Source organism: Xanthomonas sp. 3075, from assembly GCF_014197275.1.
GTDB classification, from domain to species: domain Bacteria; phylum Pseudomonadota; class Gammaproteobacteria; order Xanthomonadales; family Xanthomonadaceae; genus Xanthomonas; species Xanthomonas campestris_B.
This window is the reverse complement of the sequence record NZ_JACIFI010000001.1, coordinates 238,064-254,459: the sequence shown is the minus strand read 5'-3', so window position 1 is coordinate 254,459 and position 16,396 is coordinate 238,064. Positions and strand designations below refer to the sequence as shown.

Sequence of the window (16,396 nt, the reverse complement as noted above, 5' to 3'; positions counted from 1 at the left end):
GCCAGCTGCCATCAAACGGGTCGCGGCGACCGAGGGGAGTGTATCATCGGCGTGATTTCCTCAGCACTTAATCCCCGATGCGCAAACTTCTGCTGGTCGCCGCCGTTGCTCTCTCCACCGCTGGCTGCGGCATCATCTACAAGCAGCCGATCTACCAGGGCAATCTGATCAAACAGAATGCCGTGGAGCAACTGCAGGTAGGCCAGAGCAAGCAGCAGGTCAGCGCGTTGCTGGGGACTCCCTCGATCCCCGACCCGTTCCACTCGCAGCGCTGGGACTACACGTCCACCCAACGCGTGGACCGTCTGGCGCACACCGAGGTGAAGAATTTCACCGTGTTCTTCGAGAACGAGCAGGTCGTTCGCTGGGAAGGCGATTATTTCCCGTCCCAGGACGAGCAGCTGGCCAAGTCGGCGCCCAAGCAGTTCGGCCGCAACCTGGCCCGCGACAAGAAGAAGCAGCGCGGCCGTTGATGCAGTTGCTCGCGCACTGCGCGATCGCCTGCGGGTTGGTCGAACCGGAGAACGCATCCCGTTGAACGGATGCGTTTTTCAGTTTTTGCCTAGCCGGTAAAGATGTGTCGATCAATGACTGCAGTGCGGGCATCGACACCGACACTTCGCGTCCGTTGCCAGGCATCTCGCGTCCACGTGCGCCTGCCCAAAACAACGGACGCGCTTGCCGCTTAGAACGGTGCCCGGAAGAGTTCGCTCCACGCCGTGCATGCGTCGCAGTGTCGGCAAGCAGCTAGACGTCAGGACCGGCTTTTTTTGCCTGGACCGGCACGGCGGCGGCGCGCCTCCTTCGGATCCAGCAGCAGCGGCCTGAGCAGTTCGACCCGGTCGCCGTCGCGCAGCACCTGGTCCGGTCGCGCAATCAGCCCGTGCACCGCCTGCGCTACGGGCGGCTGCTCCAGCGCCAACCCCGACGCCGCGATCGCCTCAGCCACCGTGGTGCCATCGGCCAGATCGAGCGACACCGAACTGTAGCGATCCGGCCAGGCCAGTACGACCTCGACGCGCACGCTCAGACGTCGCCGCGATCGGCGACCCGCACGAAATCGTTGACCATCCGATCGGCCAGGCCCTGAAAGCCCAGCGCCAGCGCCGGACCCAGCAAACGCGAACTGGTCTCCACCTCCAGGGTCAGGCTGACCTTGCAGGCGTTCTCGCCCAGCGCCTGAAATTCCCACAAGCCTTCCAGCCGCTTGAACGGCCCATCACGCAGATGCATGACGATGCGCTCCGGGCGCTCGAGGATGTTGTCGGTGGTGAACCAGGTGCGGAACGAGCCAAGCCCCAGATCCAGCCGCGCCACGATATGCGCGTGGTCCTGCTCCAGCACCTGGGCAGCATCGCACCAGCCGAAACGGCGCGGATAGGCGGCAACATCATTGACCAGATCGAACATACGGGTGGCGCTGTGTTCGACCAGGGCGCTGCGACGGATGGTAGGCATTCGCTAACTTGTGAAAGGCGGAAGATCGTTTGACGACGCCGAATCGGCGACAATAGCGGCATGAGCAAGAAACCATCCAAGGATAAAGCAAACGGCGCGACGGCCACGAAAACGATCGCGCTGAACAAGCGTGCGCGCTACGAATACCACCTGGAAGAACGCTATGAAGCCGGCCTGGCACTGCAGGGCTGGGAGGTCAAGGCGATCCGCGCCGGCCGCGCCAACATCATCGACGGCTACGCCTACGTGCGCTCCGGCGAGATCTTTCTGATCGGCGCGCAAATCACCCCGTTGATCCAGGCCTCCAGCCACACCGTGCCGGTGGAACGCCGCGACCGCAAGCTACTGCTGCATCGCCGGGAAATCGACAAGGTGCTGAGCAGCGTCGAACGCGACGGCTACACTCTGGTGCCCACCGCGCTGTACTGGAGCAACAACAAGGTCAAACTGGAAATCGCGCTAGCCAAGGGCAAGCAGAACCACGACAAGCGCGACGCCGCCAAGGACCGCGACTGGCAGCGCGACAAGCAGCGTGTGATGCGGCGGCATAATCGCGATGCGTGAATGGGGAATGGGGAATGGGGAATGGGGAATCGCAAGAGCTGGGTAGGCTCGCTGCGTTGACCTCACTTTAGTTCACGACGCGGGCATTGCTGGATCCGCGAGAAGCATCGCGTCTTTACGATTCCCGATTCCCCACTCCCGATTCCTCACGTCGCCCCAAGCATCCGCATCAAATTCGGCACTCCCCTGCCCTGCACATAGCGATCCCGTTGCAGGTCGGTACTGGTGTCCAGCATGAGCTGCTTGACCCGATCCGGGAAGCCGATGAACTCGCGGCGAGCAGAGAGGAATCCGGCCAGTACACCGGAGACATGCGGTGCGGCCATGCTGGTGCCGCTCATCTCCACCATCAGGCTGGCCGGGTCGTTCGGGTCGAAGTCGTAATAGGCCGAGACGATCTTTTCGCCTGGCGCCACGATGTCGGGCTTGCCGCGGCCATCTGCAGTCGGTCCGCGCGAAGAAAAATACGACACGCCGTAATTGTGCGGGCTGCTCTTGTGCACCGAGCCGACCACGATGGCGTCTTCCAGATTGCCCGGGTCGTTGATCGACAGATCCATGTTGGCCGGATACGCATCGCCGTCGTTGCGCATCAACCACGCCAGGCCTTCGTTGCCGGCAGCAATCACCACCAGCACGCCTTGCCGCCATAGCCGCCGCAACTCGTTGCACAGCGGCGTAAACCCGCAGCCATAGCTTTCTGGATCGAAGTAACCGCCCAGGCTCAGATTGACCCCGTGGATGACCAGCTCGCCGGCGCGCTCGTTGATCGCGGCCACGTGTTGCACCGCCTTGATCATCCACGAATCGCGGCCATTGCCGGCATCGTCCAGCACCTTGAATCCGTAGAGCTGGGTGTCGGGCGCCATGCCGGAAAATTCCAGCGGTTTTCCAGGGTTTCCCTGCGCATCCGGGATCACCGCGCACCCGTGCCCGGCGATGATCCCGGCGATATGCGTGCCGTGCCCGTGTCGATCGAGCCTGGCAAAGGCATCGCCATCGGCACGCGTCAGCCGCTTGGGGGCGCCCCGCCGCGTGCAATCCCACTGCGCCACCACCGTGTCGCGCTCTCCCTCCACGAAAAAATGCGGGTGACTGGCCGCAATACCGGTATCCAGCACCGCCCAACCGATCTGCTGACCGCGCGCGCGATAGGCGGTGCGTGCAGCATCGGCATGCAACACATTGCCGGACACGTGGATCAACGCGCGCTTGCCGGCATCGCGCCACACGCGACGGAATCCCAATGCGCGATAGCGGTCCTGCAGCGATTCGATCTCGTAACGCGTCAGCCGCGCCGAGACGAAGCGCTGCAAGCCGTCTTCCAGTTCGATCGCCTCGTCCAGCGCATCGCCACTCAAGCCCATCGTGCGCGCGGCGGCCTCACGCACCTGCGCCAACAGCAGCGCCCGCGCCGCGTCCGGGTCGTTACCCAGCACGCGACGATCCAGCTCGATCAGCACCTCGTGCCGATACTCGGCCCCGTGCGCTTCCAGTTGCTCGCTGAGATCCTTGATCAACACCGCATTGGAAACCGGCTGATCGAAGCCGACACCCACCGCCTCACGCACCGCCGCACGCACCTGTGGAATCGACAGATAGCCCGAGCCCGAATGCGCGTTGCGCTGCCAATCCGGGTTCAGGCGCGCGTCCGACAGATTTTCGAAACGCCCCTTCGCATTGGCGATGTCATCGCTGAGATCCGGGTCCAGCGCAATCGGGTCGCGCGTGTCGGCCACATTGATCCAGCGCTGCACGCACGCGGGGAACGGCAGCTTGCGCGTGCCGGTCCAGCGCTTGAACATGCTGCGCACCTGCGGCAGGCCCAGTGGCGAGCCCAGGGTCAGCAACAGCGTGACTTCGCAGTCGGTGGCGTGCAGTTGGCGCAGCACGTCATACGCGATCATCGAGCCCTGGCTATGCGCTACCACCACGAACGGCCCACCGCCCGAGCGCAATCGCTGGGCCAGGCTTTCGCGCATCAGGTCGGCGCGCTCGGCCACGAAGAACAGGTCGTGCACGTCCTGCAGCAGCGCGGCGGAAATCAGCCGCAGCAGCACCCGGTTGATCGCATCGACCGGGCCCTTGGCCCGCATACCTCCCGCAGATGGCCCGGGCGCGGCATCCAGTTCGTCCAGCAACCGATGCAGATCGGCGCGCTCCTGCTCGCTGTGCGCCAACGCATCGGCGAGCAGATGCAGATCCTGCTCCCCCGGCACCAGCCCAAGCGTGCTCAAGGCGCTCTGCACGCTCTGGTTGAGCGCAGGGCCGACGTCGCGCGCATCGCAGCTTCCAGGTTCGGCAACCGGATAGCGCTCACGATTGACCCAGTACGCCAAGCGCGTGCGCTCGCCCATCGGCCGCCCGAACAAGGCCTTGTCCCACTGGCAGCGCAGCACCTCGGCCGGCGGCTTGTTGCCGATGCCGTGGATGTAGATCACCGTGCGCGCCTTACCCTGGACGCGGGCCGCTGCAGCGGCCTTCGCTTTCGCCTGCGCGATCCGCGATGCGCGCTTGCGCACGGGCTGATCGGCGCTGGCGGTCGGCTTGCGTGGCGCGACACGCGCCGGCCGCGGACGTGGGGGTTTGCTGGTCGCCATCGCGTCGCTCCTTCGTTTGCGAACTGTCCGGTCAGGTACGGGACTGAAGCCACTGTAAGCGCTGCGCATCTCACCACTTGTGACAGGGCGCGCCGATCCCTACACTGACCACGTCAGCGTTTTGATGCTTTCCCCGGGGGTGCACTGGTTTCGACGGGGGTCGCGAAGTCGCTTGGCGCATGCCGAGGGGGCAGCTTTCCTCGTTAATCCAGCAGCAAACTTTTAGTTGCCAACGATGACAACTACGGTTCGGACTTCGCTATCGCTGCTTAATCAGCTTTAGTTGTAGTTCTACAGCCGCCTAAGGCGAACCCCCGAACCTACTTGTGCCCGTGCTCGTAGGTGTAGGGTCATTATCACGGAACCATCGGTAGTGGCTGCCTGTCAGCTACCGGTTAGATAAAGCAGGCTGGTTTCCAGGTGCGCTTTGCCAGCCGTGCTGCCTGGGAATGAGATCTAACGGAGGGCTAAGCATGTAGTGCTGGGGATGGAGTGCTTCCGGACGGCGGTTCGATTCCGCCCACCTCCACCATTCTCACCTGCAAATCTAGCGTAAGTGGCTTGATTTTGCAAGGTTTTCTGGTGATTTACGAGCCTCAAACGATACCCTTTCAAGGTATCGTTTGAGGTATCGTTTTGCCCAAACCTTTTTTGTTGAAGCGCGCCAGCGGGCTCTACGCCCGCTTCTTAGTGCCCGTGGATTTGCGCGCGGCGCTGGGTTGCCGCTTCCTGGTGCGCGCCCTGCCCGGCCGAGGCGACGCCGCCCGGCTGGTCGCTGCACGCATGGCGATGGCACTATCGGAGTCTTTCCGAGCCATTCGAACAGGGGCGATGGTGAACGACGACATCAAGGACATCTTGCGACGGGTGCGCGAGAACGGGCACAACGACCTCACTATCCAGCAAGTGAGGCTGCCCAACGGGCTGACGCTCGGCGGCGTGGAAATCAACACGGCCGAGGACCGCCGGCTGTTCCGGCAGACCGTGCAGGACTTGAACGCCCTGGCGGCAAAAGATCCGCTCATGGCGGGCATGCACGGCTGGGAACCCCCACGGCCTCCGGCGCCGCCTGCGCCTCCCGCCGGACCGCTGCTGTCTGAGCGCATTGACGTCTACCTCAGCGACATGCGGCGAGCCCAGCGGGCCGTGCGCAACGTCATGGATACCGAATACACGCTGCGTCTGTTCCTCGCCCTGGGCGGCGACAAGCCGATTGAAGAGGTGACGGCTACGGACGTGCGGGCCTTTCTTGATGCGTTGGCGGTCTACCCGGCCAACGCTAGTAAGAAAGCCGTGTTTCGCGGCCTTACACCTAAGGAAGTGCTGGCAAAGTCCAAGAGAGGTGGTCACCCGACATTGCTGGAGCGCACGCAAGAAAAGCGCCGCGACCACTTGGCCGCGTTCTTAAATGCCCAGGCCGACGAGGCCCTTATTTCCAAAGCCCCGCACAAGGCCATCATGAACCGGTCAAAAGCCAAAACCGACGCCCCAACCCGCGAACCATTTACGCCCGCAGAGCTCGCCGCGCTGTTCGATGTCGAAGTTTTCCCGGCGTGGGCCGGCAAATACCCGCACCGCTGGTTTGGAAGCATCTTGGGCGTGGCCACGGGCGCGCGCATCAACGAGTTGGCCCAGCTCTACGTCGATGACGTGGCCGAGGTTGGGGGCCACTGGGGCATCCACATTCGCGCCCAGCGGCCGGACCAGCGGCTGAAGAACGCGCACTCCTCGCGCTTCGTCCCCTTGTCCGACACCGTGCTGCAGGCGGGGTTCCTGGCGTTCGTCGAGGACGTGAAGCGCGCCGGATTTGAACGCCTGTTCCCGCACCTCCAGCACACGGAGGCTGGCGGCTACGGCGACACCATGGGCGACCAGTTCCGCTCCTATGCCATCAAGCGTGGCCTCACCGGCCGCTTGAAATCGTTCCACTGCTTCCGGCACAACATCGTCAGCAACCTGGTCAACGAGCGGGGTGTTGCCATCCAGGTGGTGCAGGAAATCACAGGCCATGACCTGACGTTGCCCGGCGGCCTCAAGCACTACGTCAACCCGGGCACCATCCCCAAGCGTTTTGCGGCGTTGAACGAATATGGTCCACCAGTGCCGCTGCCGGCCTACGTGCCAGGTCAGTTTGACCGGGCCTTCAAGCAGGTGACCCACATCGAGCGCCGGAGGGAGAACGCTGTCAAAACGCGCCAAGCCAAGAAAAGCAAAACCCCCGCGTGAGCGGGGGTCTTGGGCGTCGGCCGGCAAAGCAGTTTCTCTCTAGACCGCCCGTAGGGCGGTGAACAATCCGATTCATCCCCGCTAATGCGGGGAAACCGCCGACATGCCAAACCTAATACAGCCCCCAGCAATGTCAAGCCATCTCCTTGCGGGCCAATGCACCACGCATTTTCCCGGTCTTTTTCCCCTGCCGGGCGACGTGGGCTGCTTTGCGTTTCTTATTCATGGTCTTGCGCAGGTTCTTGCCCCGCGTGTCGTAACCTGCGGCTTTCAGAAGTTTGTCTGCCGCCTTGGCGGCGGCTCGGCGAGTGGCACTGTCCATCCCCAGCTTTTAGCGCGTTTGGCTCGATGCGCAAGGGGGCGGCGCGCGCCGATATGCTTTCCTGAAACATGAAAAGCCTGCACGGGCCTGCCCTTCTTCCCCTTAAAGCTTAGCTAAGCTCCCCTGCTTTGCCCTTCATCCTGGGGGTCGCCTCCGGCTCCCCCCGACGATGAAGGGCAAAGTCTCCCCTAGGACCTCCGCGCTAGGCGGCAGGGGTGACTTGGCCCCCGTTGGTTACCGCCCCGAAGGACGGCCCGACAGTCGGGCGCGGTGATAGAAGGACTACACCGCTACGACGGATTCACGCGGTCCAACCGCGCCGGCTCAGGGTCCCGTCACCACTATGTGGCGTCTCTCCTGTGGGCTTGCCCGCTCCCCAGCCGTCGCTGGGAAATATCATCCTAGCTGCCATCCTTGGGCCACAAACCGTTGATAGTCGGACCGCGACAGGGCACACGAGTGGGGCCAGATTGAGCACTCCCCACGCCTCTGCGACGCTTGAACTACCTGGTTGGCGCAGGTTGCAGGCCATACAGCGCCCGGTCCCCCTGCTTCAAAGCCTGCGCACCCTGGTGGCGGTCAACCCAAGCCCTTGCGGGTTCCCATATATCCTTGTGCGCAGCCGGTCTTTCCACCGACACCGAGTTACGGCTACCAACGGCCCAAGAGGCTGGCAGATTCGGAGGAGAGAAAAGGAGGGCTTGCGGGTCCGTCCAGGCTTGTTAGAGTGGCCTCAAGGGGCCTTGCCTGGGCATGTCGTAGCGCTATCTACCTTGCTCGCCTCCGAGTCGGTCAAACTCGGGGGCCATGGATTAAACCTATGACGCCTCGCGCCGATGTCAAGCGCGAGGCGTTATTTATTTCCTAAAGGGAGGCGAACTTGTTAGGGAAAGCTTTAATGCTGCTTATCGTGGCGGCTATGGCCGCCTCGTCCATGGGCCCCGCGCACGCCGGCGAAACAATCACGTCGGCAGGCGCCTCGGGAAAAGTTGAATCCCTCAGCGATGACGAACTCCTGCAACAGTGGTGGCCAGCGCAGGACGCTTGCCGTGGCGGGCATGACGATGAATCTGCCTGCGCGAAGCGTGACCGTCTTACTGCAATGCTGCTAGCCCGTGGATACGAACAGCACAACCACGATGTTTGGACCTCACCCTCCGACGCGGGACACTTCGCGGGCGTCGTTCAAAGCAGTGACGATTGGGCGATTAATCGAAGCTCGTTCGTGACAGTTATGGCGGGGCCTGCCGCGCTGGAGACCTTAAGGAATCACCTTTCGGACGACAAGATAATCGCTCTTTGGAATGAGTCGAAAGAGTCAATCCGGCACGAGTTCCCGCGCGCTTGGTCGATGCTGAGCCCGCAGATGAGGCAAATAGTCATGGACCACAAAGGCGAGAACGACCCTCGCTATACATTGGATTAGCGCGGTCCAGGTCCGGGCGGTCTGGGCTGCGCCGTTGGTATGGGGGCATCAATGAAGGGACTTTTGATGCGCGCTTCCAAAGCCGGTTTTTGCTCTACAGCGGGCACTTTTGGCTCCTGCGTGGACGGGAAGTGCTTCGGGAAGTGCGTCAAAAAATCCGCCTGCGCCAGCTCGAACGCCACCCCGGCTTGGTTCTTGGCCTCCCGGGTCGTATCGCGGAGCTTCCGAGCCTGTTGCTCCTGCGCCTTCGCTTGCCGCTTCTGTTCCTGCGCCGCCTGGGCAGCCTTGTCTTCGGCGGTAGGCCGTCCCACCTTGCGCAGCGCCGTGGACAGGAAATCCGCGGGCACCGGGGACGTGTTGGCGTCGGCCACGGCCCTGCGCCGGGCCAACCGGGCCTGTTGCCGTTCTTCGCTCGCCTGCACATGTGCAGCCCGGCATTCGAGCAGGTCTGTGTGGGACTTGAGGAGTGCGCGAGAGGCAGAACGTTGCTCAGGCGTGGCGCTGCTGTTGCCGGATTGAAGCGACAAGCGTGCCACTTTGAACATCAGCGCAATCATCTCGTCCAAATTTTTAGCGGTCTGCTCTACGGCCATGGTCTCCCCCTGCCTGCCCTGTGTGTGTTTTCGTGACGCGCGCTCAATCGCCGCTGCCCCCTTGCCCTGCTGACCAGCCGCGCCAGCGGCCGGCCGGGGCATGGATGACCCGGCTTTGTGCGCAGCGGGACGCTGTGCACGCGCCTGGACGGCGGCCCCTGGTTTTGCAGTTACGGCGTGGACTGGAAGCTGGAGCACCGCAATACCGGCGCGCTGATATCGCGGTTCATCGCTGCGCAATACACGACTAAATCCGCCGGCTTCGGGCGCTCGTCGTCCCCCCGTGGCCAAGCCAGGGTTAAGACGGTTGACTGGGCGCAGCGCAGGCACGCGCTCGTGGCCAGCTCCTGGGTTTCGGATTCCAAGAGCATCGACGCTATCTCGGGTGAGAGCGGGGGCGCGGGGTCGACGCTTGCGGCCGGGCTGGCGGCTGGGGCTGATGGGGTCATGGCGTGGGGCCTCGGTGGGGGCGGCCCGGCGGGGCCGCTTGGCGTGTTGACGGTCAAGAAGGGCTTGGGCGTGCAGGGCCTGCTCGTCCACGTGCTGGAGCCGCCCTTCGGCGGCGGCTTGGGCCTTGAGCGCTTCGAAGCGCTCGGCATGGGCATCGGCCCGGCTCTGGCTGGCTTGCCTCACCCGGTCGTTGCGCTGGGCGCGCGGCAAGCGCTCGCCGCGTCGCCGGGCTTGCGTCACGGCCTTGCCTTCGTGCTTGGTGGCCGGGCGGTCCAGGGCCACAACCTGGGCAAAGTCGTTTTTCTGCGCGGCTTCCGCCTTCTGGGCCAGCAAGGGGCGATGGTCCACGCGCGCGGCCAGGCCGGCGCGTTCCAGTGCTTGGTTGAAGCGCCCGGCGACTTCGGCGCGCATGGCCTTGATTTCTTCAGGGCCTGCCTTGAAGTCGTCGTAGGCTTTGGCGGCGTAGGCACCAAACCCCTCCGGCCCGACGGTGCGGGGCGTCATCAACAAATGGGCATGGTGGTTGCGGTCGTCCCCACCCTTGTCCGGGGCGTGGATGGCGATTTGGACGGCCACTCCGTAGCGTTCGACCAGCAACCGGCCGACGTCCCCCGCCAGGTCGCGGCGTTGCTCGGCGTCCAGTTCATGCGGCAAGGCAATGACGACCTCGCGTGCCACCCGCGCGTTTTTGCGCGTTTCGTGGGTTTCCACGTTTGCCCACAACTGCGCCGGGTCCTGTGCCCATGCCGGCGCACCATCGGGCGCCAGCATGTCCACGGACACGACTCCGGCGCGACGCGTGTAGTCGTGTCGCAAACCAGTGCTTGGGTCTTCCAGTGCAATGCCCGCGCGGTAAGCAGCAGCGGCCGAAGCGCTGTGCCCTTTGCCTCTGGAAAGGCTTTTTACGGCGAAATGGAAAATGGCCATGGCAGCGGTGAAAGGGTTTTATCGCAGCCCCCTGGGGGGCGAGAAATGGGGGGCAGCGAATGCCGAAGGCGTTCGCGGGGTGTCGGGGGCGTAGCCCCTGACCGCACGGTTTTCCCCGAAGGGGAAAACCATTAGTGCGCTCTTGTTGTTTTCTTTGGGCGCTTCGCACCCTCATCAAACTCAAGAGAACCGGGGCTGCTCGCTGCGCTCGCTGGCCCCCTGAATCAGAGTTACATGCACAACGGAACTGTCAACTTTTTAGCCAAAGGCAAAAGCGGCGCTCGCTGCTCGCTCGCGCCAGAAAATGGGCGTTGCCCCCTTGCGCTCCGCGCTTAATCTGCTTGCATGGTTTATCAGGACTTTATGCAGGCGTGTCGTGGCAGATATCGAAAAGCAAAAACTAAAACTGGCGAAGATGTTGGAAGCCGCAGCGAAGGAGAAAGCAAAAATCCTGGTCGCTGAGAAGCAAGAGAAAGAGCGGCAATCCCGCCAGGCCGCGCGCGACAAAGCCAAGGAACGCGCCAAACTGTTCCGCTCGGCCGACGCGCACCGCAAGATTGGGTTGGGCGGGCTGGTTATCGCCGCCGGTGCAGACGGCTGGGATGAGGCAGAGATTGTGGGTGCCCTTCTGCTCATCGCCAACCAACTCGAACGCGATCCCCAGCGACGCACTCATCTGCGTGAGCACGGCATCAAGCACCTTGAAGCACGTGCGGCTGCACGAGAGGCGGCCCGGTCATGAGCGACGATAAGAAACCCACTGACCCGCTGCTTGAAAAACAGATGGAAGGCTTGCGCGCCCACTTCCTTGGCTCGCTGAGCGACCTGCTAGACGCCCGCCGCAAGCTTAAGGCGGAAGGCGCGACGCCCCTGCCCCCGCCCAGCGCTCCGCGTGGCCTGAAGCCGCGCGGCTATACGCTGGTAGAAGTGCTGTTGGTGCTGGGCGTGTCTTCTGCGATGGCGGCCGCCGGCTGGCTGTTGTTTGGCCCGACGAGCGTGGCAGCTGAGGTAAAGCAGACGCAGTTGGATTTCAGCGAAACGGCCACCGCGATTGACCGTTCATTAGGCATCGTGGGCGGCTACTCGGGCTTGTCCACGTCGCTCGTGCAAACCGATGGCCTGGCCGCGCAGCGGCTGAGGCAGAGCGATGGCCTCCGCAATGCCTGGGGCGGCGCTGTATCGTTCTGGCCGAACACGGTAAAGCGTGGGAATGACTCGTTTTTAGTCGAAACCCGCGACGTTCCCAAGGCGGCTTGCGCCAAGTTGATTGCCGCGATGGCCGGTGACCCGGCCGTGGCTGATGCCCAAGTCAATGGCGAGAGCGTCTATGTGGACAATAAATACGAACCCGCCACAGCGGCGGTCGCTTGTGAGCGCGATGGCGGGGACCGGATGGGGTTCGTTTACTTCTCGGGCTTGGCGTCGGGTTCGTCCGTTGCTGCTTTGCCGCCGACTCTGCCGCCGGCTCCGCCGTCGCTGACCCCAACCAACCCAACCACGCCAGTGGGGGCGGTCGATGGCGCCCCCGACGTGGACGATGCCACGCCGGGGACGCCTGGCGTGTTGCCGCCCGGGCCGACGGCAACACAGCCGCCGGCCGCGCCTACGGCCCCACCAGCGCCAGCGACACCGACAGCTCCTCAGCCGACGCCAACGGTTTTGCCCCCCGGCACGCCTCCGGGATTGACGGTCTGCACCGTGCCGCAGACGCAGACGCAAAACGTGAACTGCCCCGCAGGACAGATTGGGACTGTGACGCAGCAACGCGTGGGCTACTGCGGCGAGGTGGGCGGTGTCTATGAAGCCTGGGCTACGGGGATTTACGGACCATGGACCACGGTCAATAGCACCTGCGCTCCGGCATGCGTGGCCCCCTCTCCTACGTCGGTGGCCATCGCCCGCGATGCGCCGGCCGAACGCCAAAACGTGGGTTGCCCGGCTGGCCAGGTGGGCGAGCACTGGCAGCAACGCACACGGGTGGAGAACGGCACGCGCACGACGTCCTGGGCCTGCCCGGCTCTCACCGGGTCCCCGGTGTCGAGCACGTCGGAGAGCTGGAGTGGCACATACACCGCCACAAGCGGCTGGGTCACCACGTCCAACACCTGTGCCACGCCTGCCCCGGCCTATCAATACTCCATCGATTCGATGACGACGTTGGGCGGTGCCTGCGGGCTGCGCATTCAAATCCGGTCGTCAGGCCTCAACGGGGCTACCGGCAGTTTCGTGGCCATCGGAACACTGCGAATCGACGGCAGAGAGAGCGACCGCACTTATACGCTGTCCACGGGGAGCACCATTGTGTTGGGGTCGAGCACCAGCAGCTATAGCCTGACGTTCCGCCAGGAGAAGAACCCTGGCATCCGCACGAACAACATCATCGAGTATGCAGACCGCACCTGCCCCTGACGGGGCTACGGCTGGGGAGCAACGCCTTTGGCGATTGCTCCCCATTCGGTGGTTTGCCCGTCGGCTTGGTGCGACAGCTTTTTGTTTTCAACCAGCCAGCCCGGTCCTCCGGCGACATCGTCGGGTGAAAACCCCCGCTTGCGGTTAAGGCTCCAACCGCTCATCGACAAGCCGTAGGCCTTCATCCATGCCAAATCTCGTGCCGTCAGTCGCGTGGTGCGAGGCGGGTGCGAATGGATCGTCTCACCTGTCGCTCGAAAGCCGGGAAGCACGTCGTTATGGTGAACCGCACACCCGCGCTGCACGCCGTCCGTCCCTAGACGAATCGAAAACACAGTGCCGTTGGTTGCAACCATGGCGCAGGCCTCGTTCCCGGTGCGGCTCGTGTAGTCGTGGAGCGCCACGCCGGCCCGTTTCAAGAAGTCCGGCAACGCCTCACCGTGCTGGCTGGTGTAGTCGCCCAAGTGCTGCCGCTCCCAGCCGCCCGATTCGATTCCGGTGGGCGGAACCGAACCGCCGTGCGCCCACGCCGGACCGCCGACCACCAAAGCCACTACCGCCAAGAGTTTCCACAGCATGCCGTCCTCGAATGAGAACGGCCGCCCACGAGCCCCTTACCGTGCTGCATGCTACGATTGGGTATCGTTTGAGGTATCGTTTTGAGGGAGCGGTGTCGCCGGCTTTTCCTTGCAGTTCAACTGCTTAGGAAAGGGTGCCGGGACGATCCGCCCACCTCCACCAAACACCGGTCCTAAGACGACCGACTAAGGCCGGGATTCCTCGATGCAGAGGGCTCCCGGCCTTTTTCATGGGCGATGCAACATGGCTGACCACATCCGGGCAACAGTCAGCCATGTCTGGCAGATCGCTGCTGGGTATTTCTCGATGACCTTGCATCACACGCTGGACTGGAGGTACGCCAGGCGCTGTCCACAAAACCGGGCGACCGGCGTGGCGTGGGCAGCGCATGACCCGCAGCCATCTACTTACCTATGACGTCAGAGAGTGACGCGAGCCGTCTGTTCGACAAATTCGGGCGGCGCCCCGGCGGTCGTACTGGCTTGATCGTCCAAAGGCACGGACGCATTGCCACGCAACTGGTCGAATAGCGTGCGCGAATCGGTGGCTTCCTGCTGCAGCAGGACCAGGGCACTTTTGTTGGGCTCTTCCATTTCGCCTCCTTCGAAGACGCTCCCCCAGCGTCCTGAAGCACTCGAAGCAAACCACATGCCAACTCGCCGCAAGCGGATATGCCAGCGCGCTCGGTGTGTCCAGCACGCCGAGACATGCGCTCAGACGTGTTCGAGGTGCCGCTGCGCCTCGGCATGCATGGCTTCCAGCGTCACCATGCCGGCGATGCGCGCGGCCGCCATGGCGCTGCGGTGATCGGGGAACAGGGACGAAAGGACGGCGCCTGCCAGTTCGCCAGTCCTGCTGGCGCCGATCTGCGCGATACGCCAGTCGGCGACCCACCCACGGGTGGAGGTGTTGCCCTGGGTGGCGCGGCAGGTCAATTGATAAGGACCTAGAAAAATGACCAATCTGTGCTCGGCTCGATGATGTGCCTGGAGGATACCGCCAGGCCGGCCCGGGAGCGACATGCGCTCCCCACTCTGTGCTGACCGATAAGCGGGGTGAAGCATAGGCACGCCGCTTGCATCAAGCTCTACCAGACAATCGGTGTTTGGGGGACACGATAGTGACCAACAGGGCGAAACGACGTGCTGCCGGGGCATTGCTGCTGGGTGGGGCGATCTTTGTATTGATCGGTATTGGCGGTTATTTCACCACGCAGCGCTCGTTGTCCGACGCCGGCTGGGTCACGCATACGCAGGAAGTGATCGCCGGCATCGACGAGATCCAGGCGGGCGTGCTGTCGGCGGAGTCGTCGGTACGCGGCTATGTGCTGACCGACAACGAGGCGTTTCTGGCCGTGTACGCCGATGCGATCGAACGCCTGCCCGAGCGTCTGGGGCGGCTGGAAGCACTGGTGCAGGACAACGCCGCACAGCGACGCAATGTGGTCGGCCTGAGAGGGTTGGTGGATAAGCGACTGGTGCAGATCAGCGATTTGCTGCACAGATACCGCGCACAGGGTGCGGAGGGCGCGCGCGAGTCGATCGCCCAAGGGGTGTTCCAGACCTCCACGATGCTGCGAGGTCAGGTGAAGACCATGACCGAGCTGGAACGCCATCAGCTGGTCACGCGGACCGAGGCCAACAAGACCAGCGCGCAGTGGGTGTTGCGGGTCACGGTGATCGGCATCGTCAGCGGCATGCTGGTGATGCTGCTGGCGTATCGCTTGTTGTCGCGCGAGCTGGAACGACGCGTACGCGCCGAGGATGTGGCCAGCCAGACCAGCGAACGCCTGGTCGAATCGTTTGCCGCACTGGAACGCACCTCTGCCGGGCTGGAGGCGCTGGCGCGCTATTCGGGGCTGTTGCAGAACTGTCGTGATGCCGAGGAAGCACTGGAGATCACCGCACGCACCATCGCGCCGCTGATCCCCGGCGCGACCGGTGCGGTGTATCTGCTGCGCGCCTCGCGCGATCGCGCCGAGCAGGTAGTGGCCTGGGGCGCGATGGCCGACGACAACAGCGCCAGTATCGCCCCGGAGAACTGCTGGGCGCTGCGCCGCGACCGCACCCATTTGGTGGCAGACGCCAGCCAGGGCATCGTCTGCCAACACATTGGCGCCAGTCTTCCGCCGCACACCAGCACGGTGTGCATCCCGTTGTCGGCGCAAGGCACGCAGCTGGGCATGTTGGCGTTGCGCAGCGACGATGCGCGCGATCTGGCCTCGTTGACGGTGGCCGAGGCGGCGGCAGAGCAGTTGTCGCTGGCGCTGCACAACCTGCGTCTGCGCGAGACGCTGCGCCAGCAGTCCATCCGCGACCCGCTCACCGGCCTGTACAACCGGCGTTATCTCGAAGAAGCACTCAATCACGAACTGTCGCGCTGCACGCGTCGGATGCAGCCATTGTCGGTGCTGATGCTGGACGTGGACCACTTCAAGCAATTCAACGATCTGCATGGACACAGCGGTGGCGACCGTGTGCTGGCGGCGATCGGCGAGTTCCTGCTGGCGCAGACGCGTGGCGAAGACATCTGCTGCCGTTACGGCGGCGAGGAACTGACGATCATCCTGCCGGAAGTGGATCTCTCCACTGCCTGCCTGATGGCCGAGAAACTGCGTGCGGGCATCGAGAACCTGCAGGTGATGGCCGATGGCGTGTCGCTGCCCAAGGTCACCACATCGTTCGGTGCGGCGAGTTTTCCGGAACATGCGGGCAATGCAGCGCAGCTCCTGCGCCGTGCGGATGAAGCGCTGTATCGCGCCAAACAGGGTGGACGCAACCAGGTAGTCAGTGCCGGCGTGTCAGCCGGCGTCAGCTAAACAGGTGTATCGCAACGCTACCGG

The 16,396-nt window shown here is 63.7% G+C and carries 15 protein-coding genes and 1 other RNA gene; 8 read left to right on the top strand and 8 right to left on the bottom strand.

Going from position 1 to position 16,396, the window contains the following annotated elements; all coding sequences use genetic code 11:
* Nucleotides 1–77 precede the first annotated feature (77 nt).
* The gene (bamE, locus tag GGR62_RS01145; protein ID WP_184406086.1) at nt 78–473 is read left to right on the top strand and encodes an outer membrane protein assembly factor BamE; all 396 of its coding nucleotides are present in this window, start codon (nt 78–80) and stop codon (nt 471–473) included.
* A 281-nt stretch (nt 474–754) separates the two neighbouring features.
* On the opposite strand, the gene GGR62_RS01140 is transcribed toward bamE, so the two are convergent.
* Entirely contained in the window at nt 755–1,024 is a 270-nt protein-coding gene (locus tag GGR62_RS01140; protein WP_184406084.1) for an RnfH family protein, read from the bottom strand.
* Between the two features lie 2 nt (nt 1,025–1,026).
* Nucleotides 1,027–1,458: a type II toxin-antitoxin system RatA family toxin gene (locus tag GGR62_RS01135; protein ID WP_184406082.1), complete on the bottom strand. Its 432-nt coding sequence runs from the start codon at nt 1,456–1,458 to the stop codon at nt 1,027–1,029.
* 60 nt (nt 1,459–1,518) lie between these two features.
* Between GGR62_RS01135 and smpB the strand changes: the two genes are divergently transcribed.
* Nucleotides 1,519–2,022: an SsrA-binding protein SmpB gene (gene smpB, locus GGR62_RS01130; RefSeq protein WP_184406080.1), complete on the top strand. Its 504-nt coding sequence runs from the start codon at nt 1,519–1,521 to the stop codon at nt 2,020–2,022.
* Between the two features lie 146 nt (nt 2,023–2,168).
* Here smpB and GGR62_RS01125 read toward each other — a convergent pair whose 3' ends face one another.
* Nucleotides 2,169–4,622, bottom strand: coding sequence for a S8 family serine peptidase (locus tag GGR62_RS01125; RefSeq protein WP_184406078.1), 2,454 nt, complete (start codon nt 4,620–4,622; stop codon nt 2,169–2,171).
* A gap of 135 nt (nt 4,623–4,757) precedes the next feature.
* Between GGR62_RS01125 and ssrA the strand changes: the two genes are divergently transcribed.
* Together ssrA and GGR62_RS01115 are read left to right on the top strand one after the other, a co-directional pair.
* Nucleotides 4,758–5,154: a transfer-messenger RNA gene (ssrA, locus tag GGR62_RS01120) on the top strand.
* A gap of 302 nt (nt 5,155–5,456) precedes the next feature.
* A complete protein-coding gene (locus tag GGR62_RS01115; protein ID WP_184406317.1) occupies nt 5,457–6,848 on the top strand; it encodes a site-specific integrase in 1,392 nt (463 codons plus the stop codon).
* A 133-nt stretch (nt 6,849–6,981) separates the two neighbouring features.
* Here GGR62_RS01115 and GGR62_RS01110 read toward each other — a convergent pair whose 3' ends face one another.
* Nucleotides 6,982–7,170 (bottom strand): hypothetical protein, encoded by a 189-nt coding sequence (locus GGR62_RS01110; RefSeq protein WP_184406076.1) that lies wholly within the window; start codon nt 7,168–7,170, stop codon nt 6,982–6,984.
* Between the two features lie 898 nt (nt 7,171–8,068).
* Between GGR62_RS01110 and GGR62_RS21010 the strand changes: the two genes are divergently transcribed.
* On the top strand, nt 8,069–8,596 hold the full coding sequence (locus GGR62_RS21010) for a hypothetical protein (RefSeq protein ID WP_260305279.1): 528 nt from the start codon (nt 8,069–8,071) through the stop codon (nt 8,594–8,596).
* Here GGR62_RS21010 and mobQ read toward each other — a convergent pair.
* A complete protein-coding gene (gene mobQ, locus GGR62_RS01100) occupies nt 8,593–10,566 on the bottom strand; it encodes a MobQ family relaxase (protein WP_184406074.1) in 1,974 nt (657 codons plus the stop codon). The genes GGR62_RS21010 and mobQ overlap by 4 nt on opposite strands.
* A gap of 376 nt (nt 10,567–10,942) precedes the next feature.
* On the opposite strand from mobQ, the gene traD reads away from it, so the two are divergent.
* Nucleotides 10,943–11,308, top strand: coding sequence for a conjugal transfer protein TraD (gene traD, locus GGR62_RS01095; RefSeq protein ID WP_184406072.1), 366 nt, complete (start codon nt 10,943–10,945; stop codon nt 11,306–11,308).
* Entirely contained in the window at nt 11,305–12,975 is a 1,671-nt protein-coding gene (locus tag GGR62_RS01090; RefSeq protein WP_184406070.1) for a type 4 pilus major pilin, read from the top strand. The genes traD and GGR62_RS01090 overlap by 4 nt, the downstream gene beginning before the upstream one ends.
* A 5-nt stretch (nt 12,976–12,980) precedes the next feature.
* On the opposite strand, the gene GGR62_RS01085 is transcribed toward GGR62_RS01090, so the two are convergent.
* The 3 genes from GGR62_RS01085 to GGR62_RS01075 all read right to left on the bottom strand — a co-directional run bounded on the left by GGR62_RS01085 (nt 12,981) and on the right by GGR62_RS01075 (nt 14,516).
* The gene (locus tag GGR62_RS01085) at nt 12,981–13,553 is read right to left on the bottom strand and encodes a hypothetical protein (RefSeq protein ID WP_184406068.1); all 573 of its coding nucleotides are present in this window, start codon (nt 13,551–13,553) and stop codon (nt 12,981–12,983) included.
* Nucleotides 13,554–13,973: 420 nt separating this feature from the next.
* Nucleotides 13,974–14,147 (bottom strand): hypothetical protein, encoded by a 174-nt coding sequence (locus GGR62_RS01080; RefSeq protein WP_184406328.1) that lies wholly within the window; start codon nt 14,145–14,147, stop codon nt 13,974–13,976.
* Between the two features lie 120 nt (nt 14,148–14,267).
* Nucleotides 14,268–14,516: a hypothetical protein gene (locus tag GGR62_RS01075; protein ID WP_184406066.1), complete on the bottom strand. Its 249-nt coding sequence runs from the start codon at nt 14,514–14,516 to the stop codon at nt 14,268–14,270.
* 155 nt (nt 14,517–14,671) lie between these two features.
* Between GGR62_RS01075 and GGR62_RS01070 the strand changes: the two genes are divergently transcribed.
* Nucleotides 14,672–16,372 carry a GGDEF domain-containing protein gene (locus tag GGR62_RS01070; protein WP_326520227.1) on the top strand — a complete coding sequence of 567 codons (1,701 nt, stop codon included), beginning with the start codon at nt 14,672–14,674 and terminating at the stop codon, nt 16,370–16,372.
* Nucleotides 16,373–16,396 lie beyond the last annotated feature (24 nt).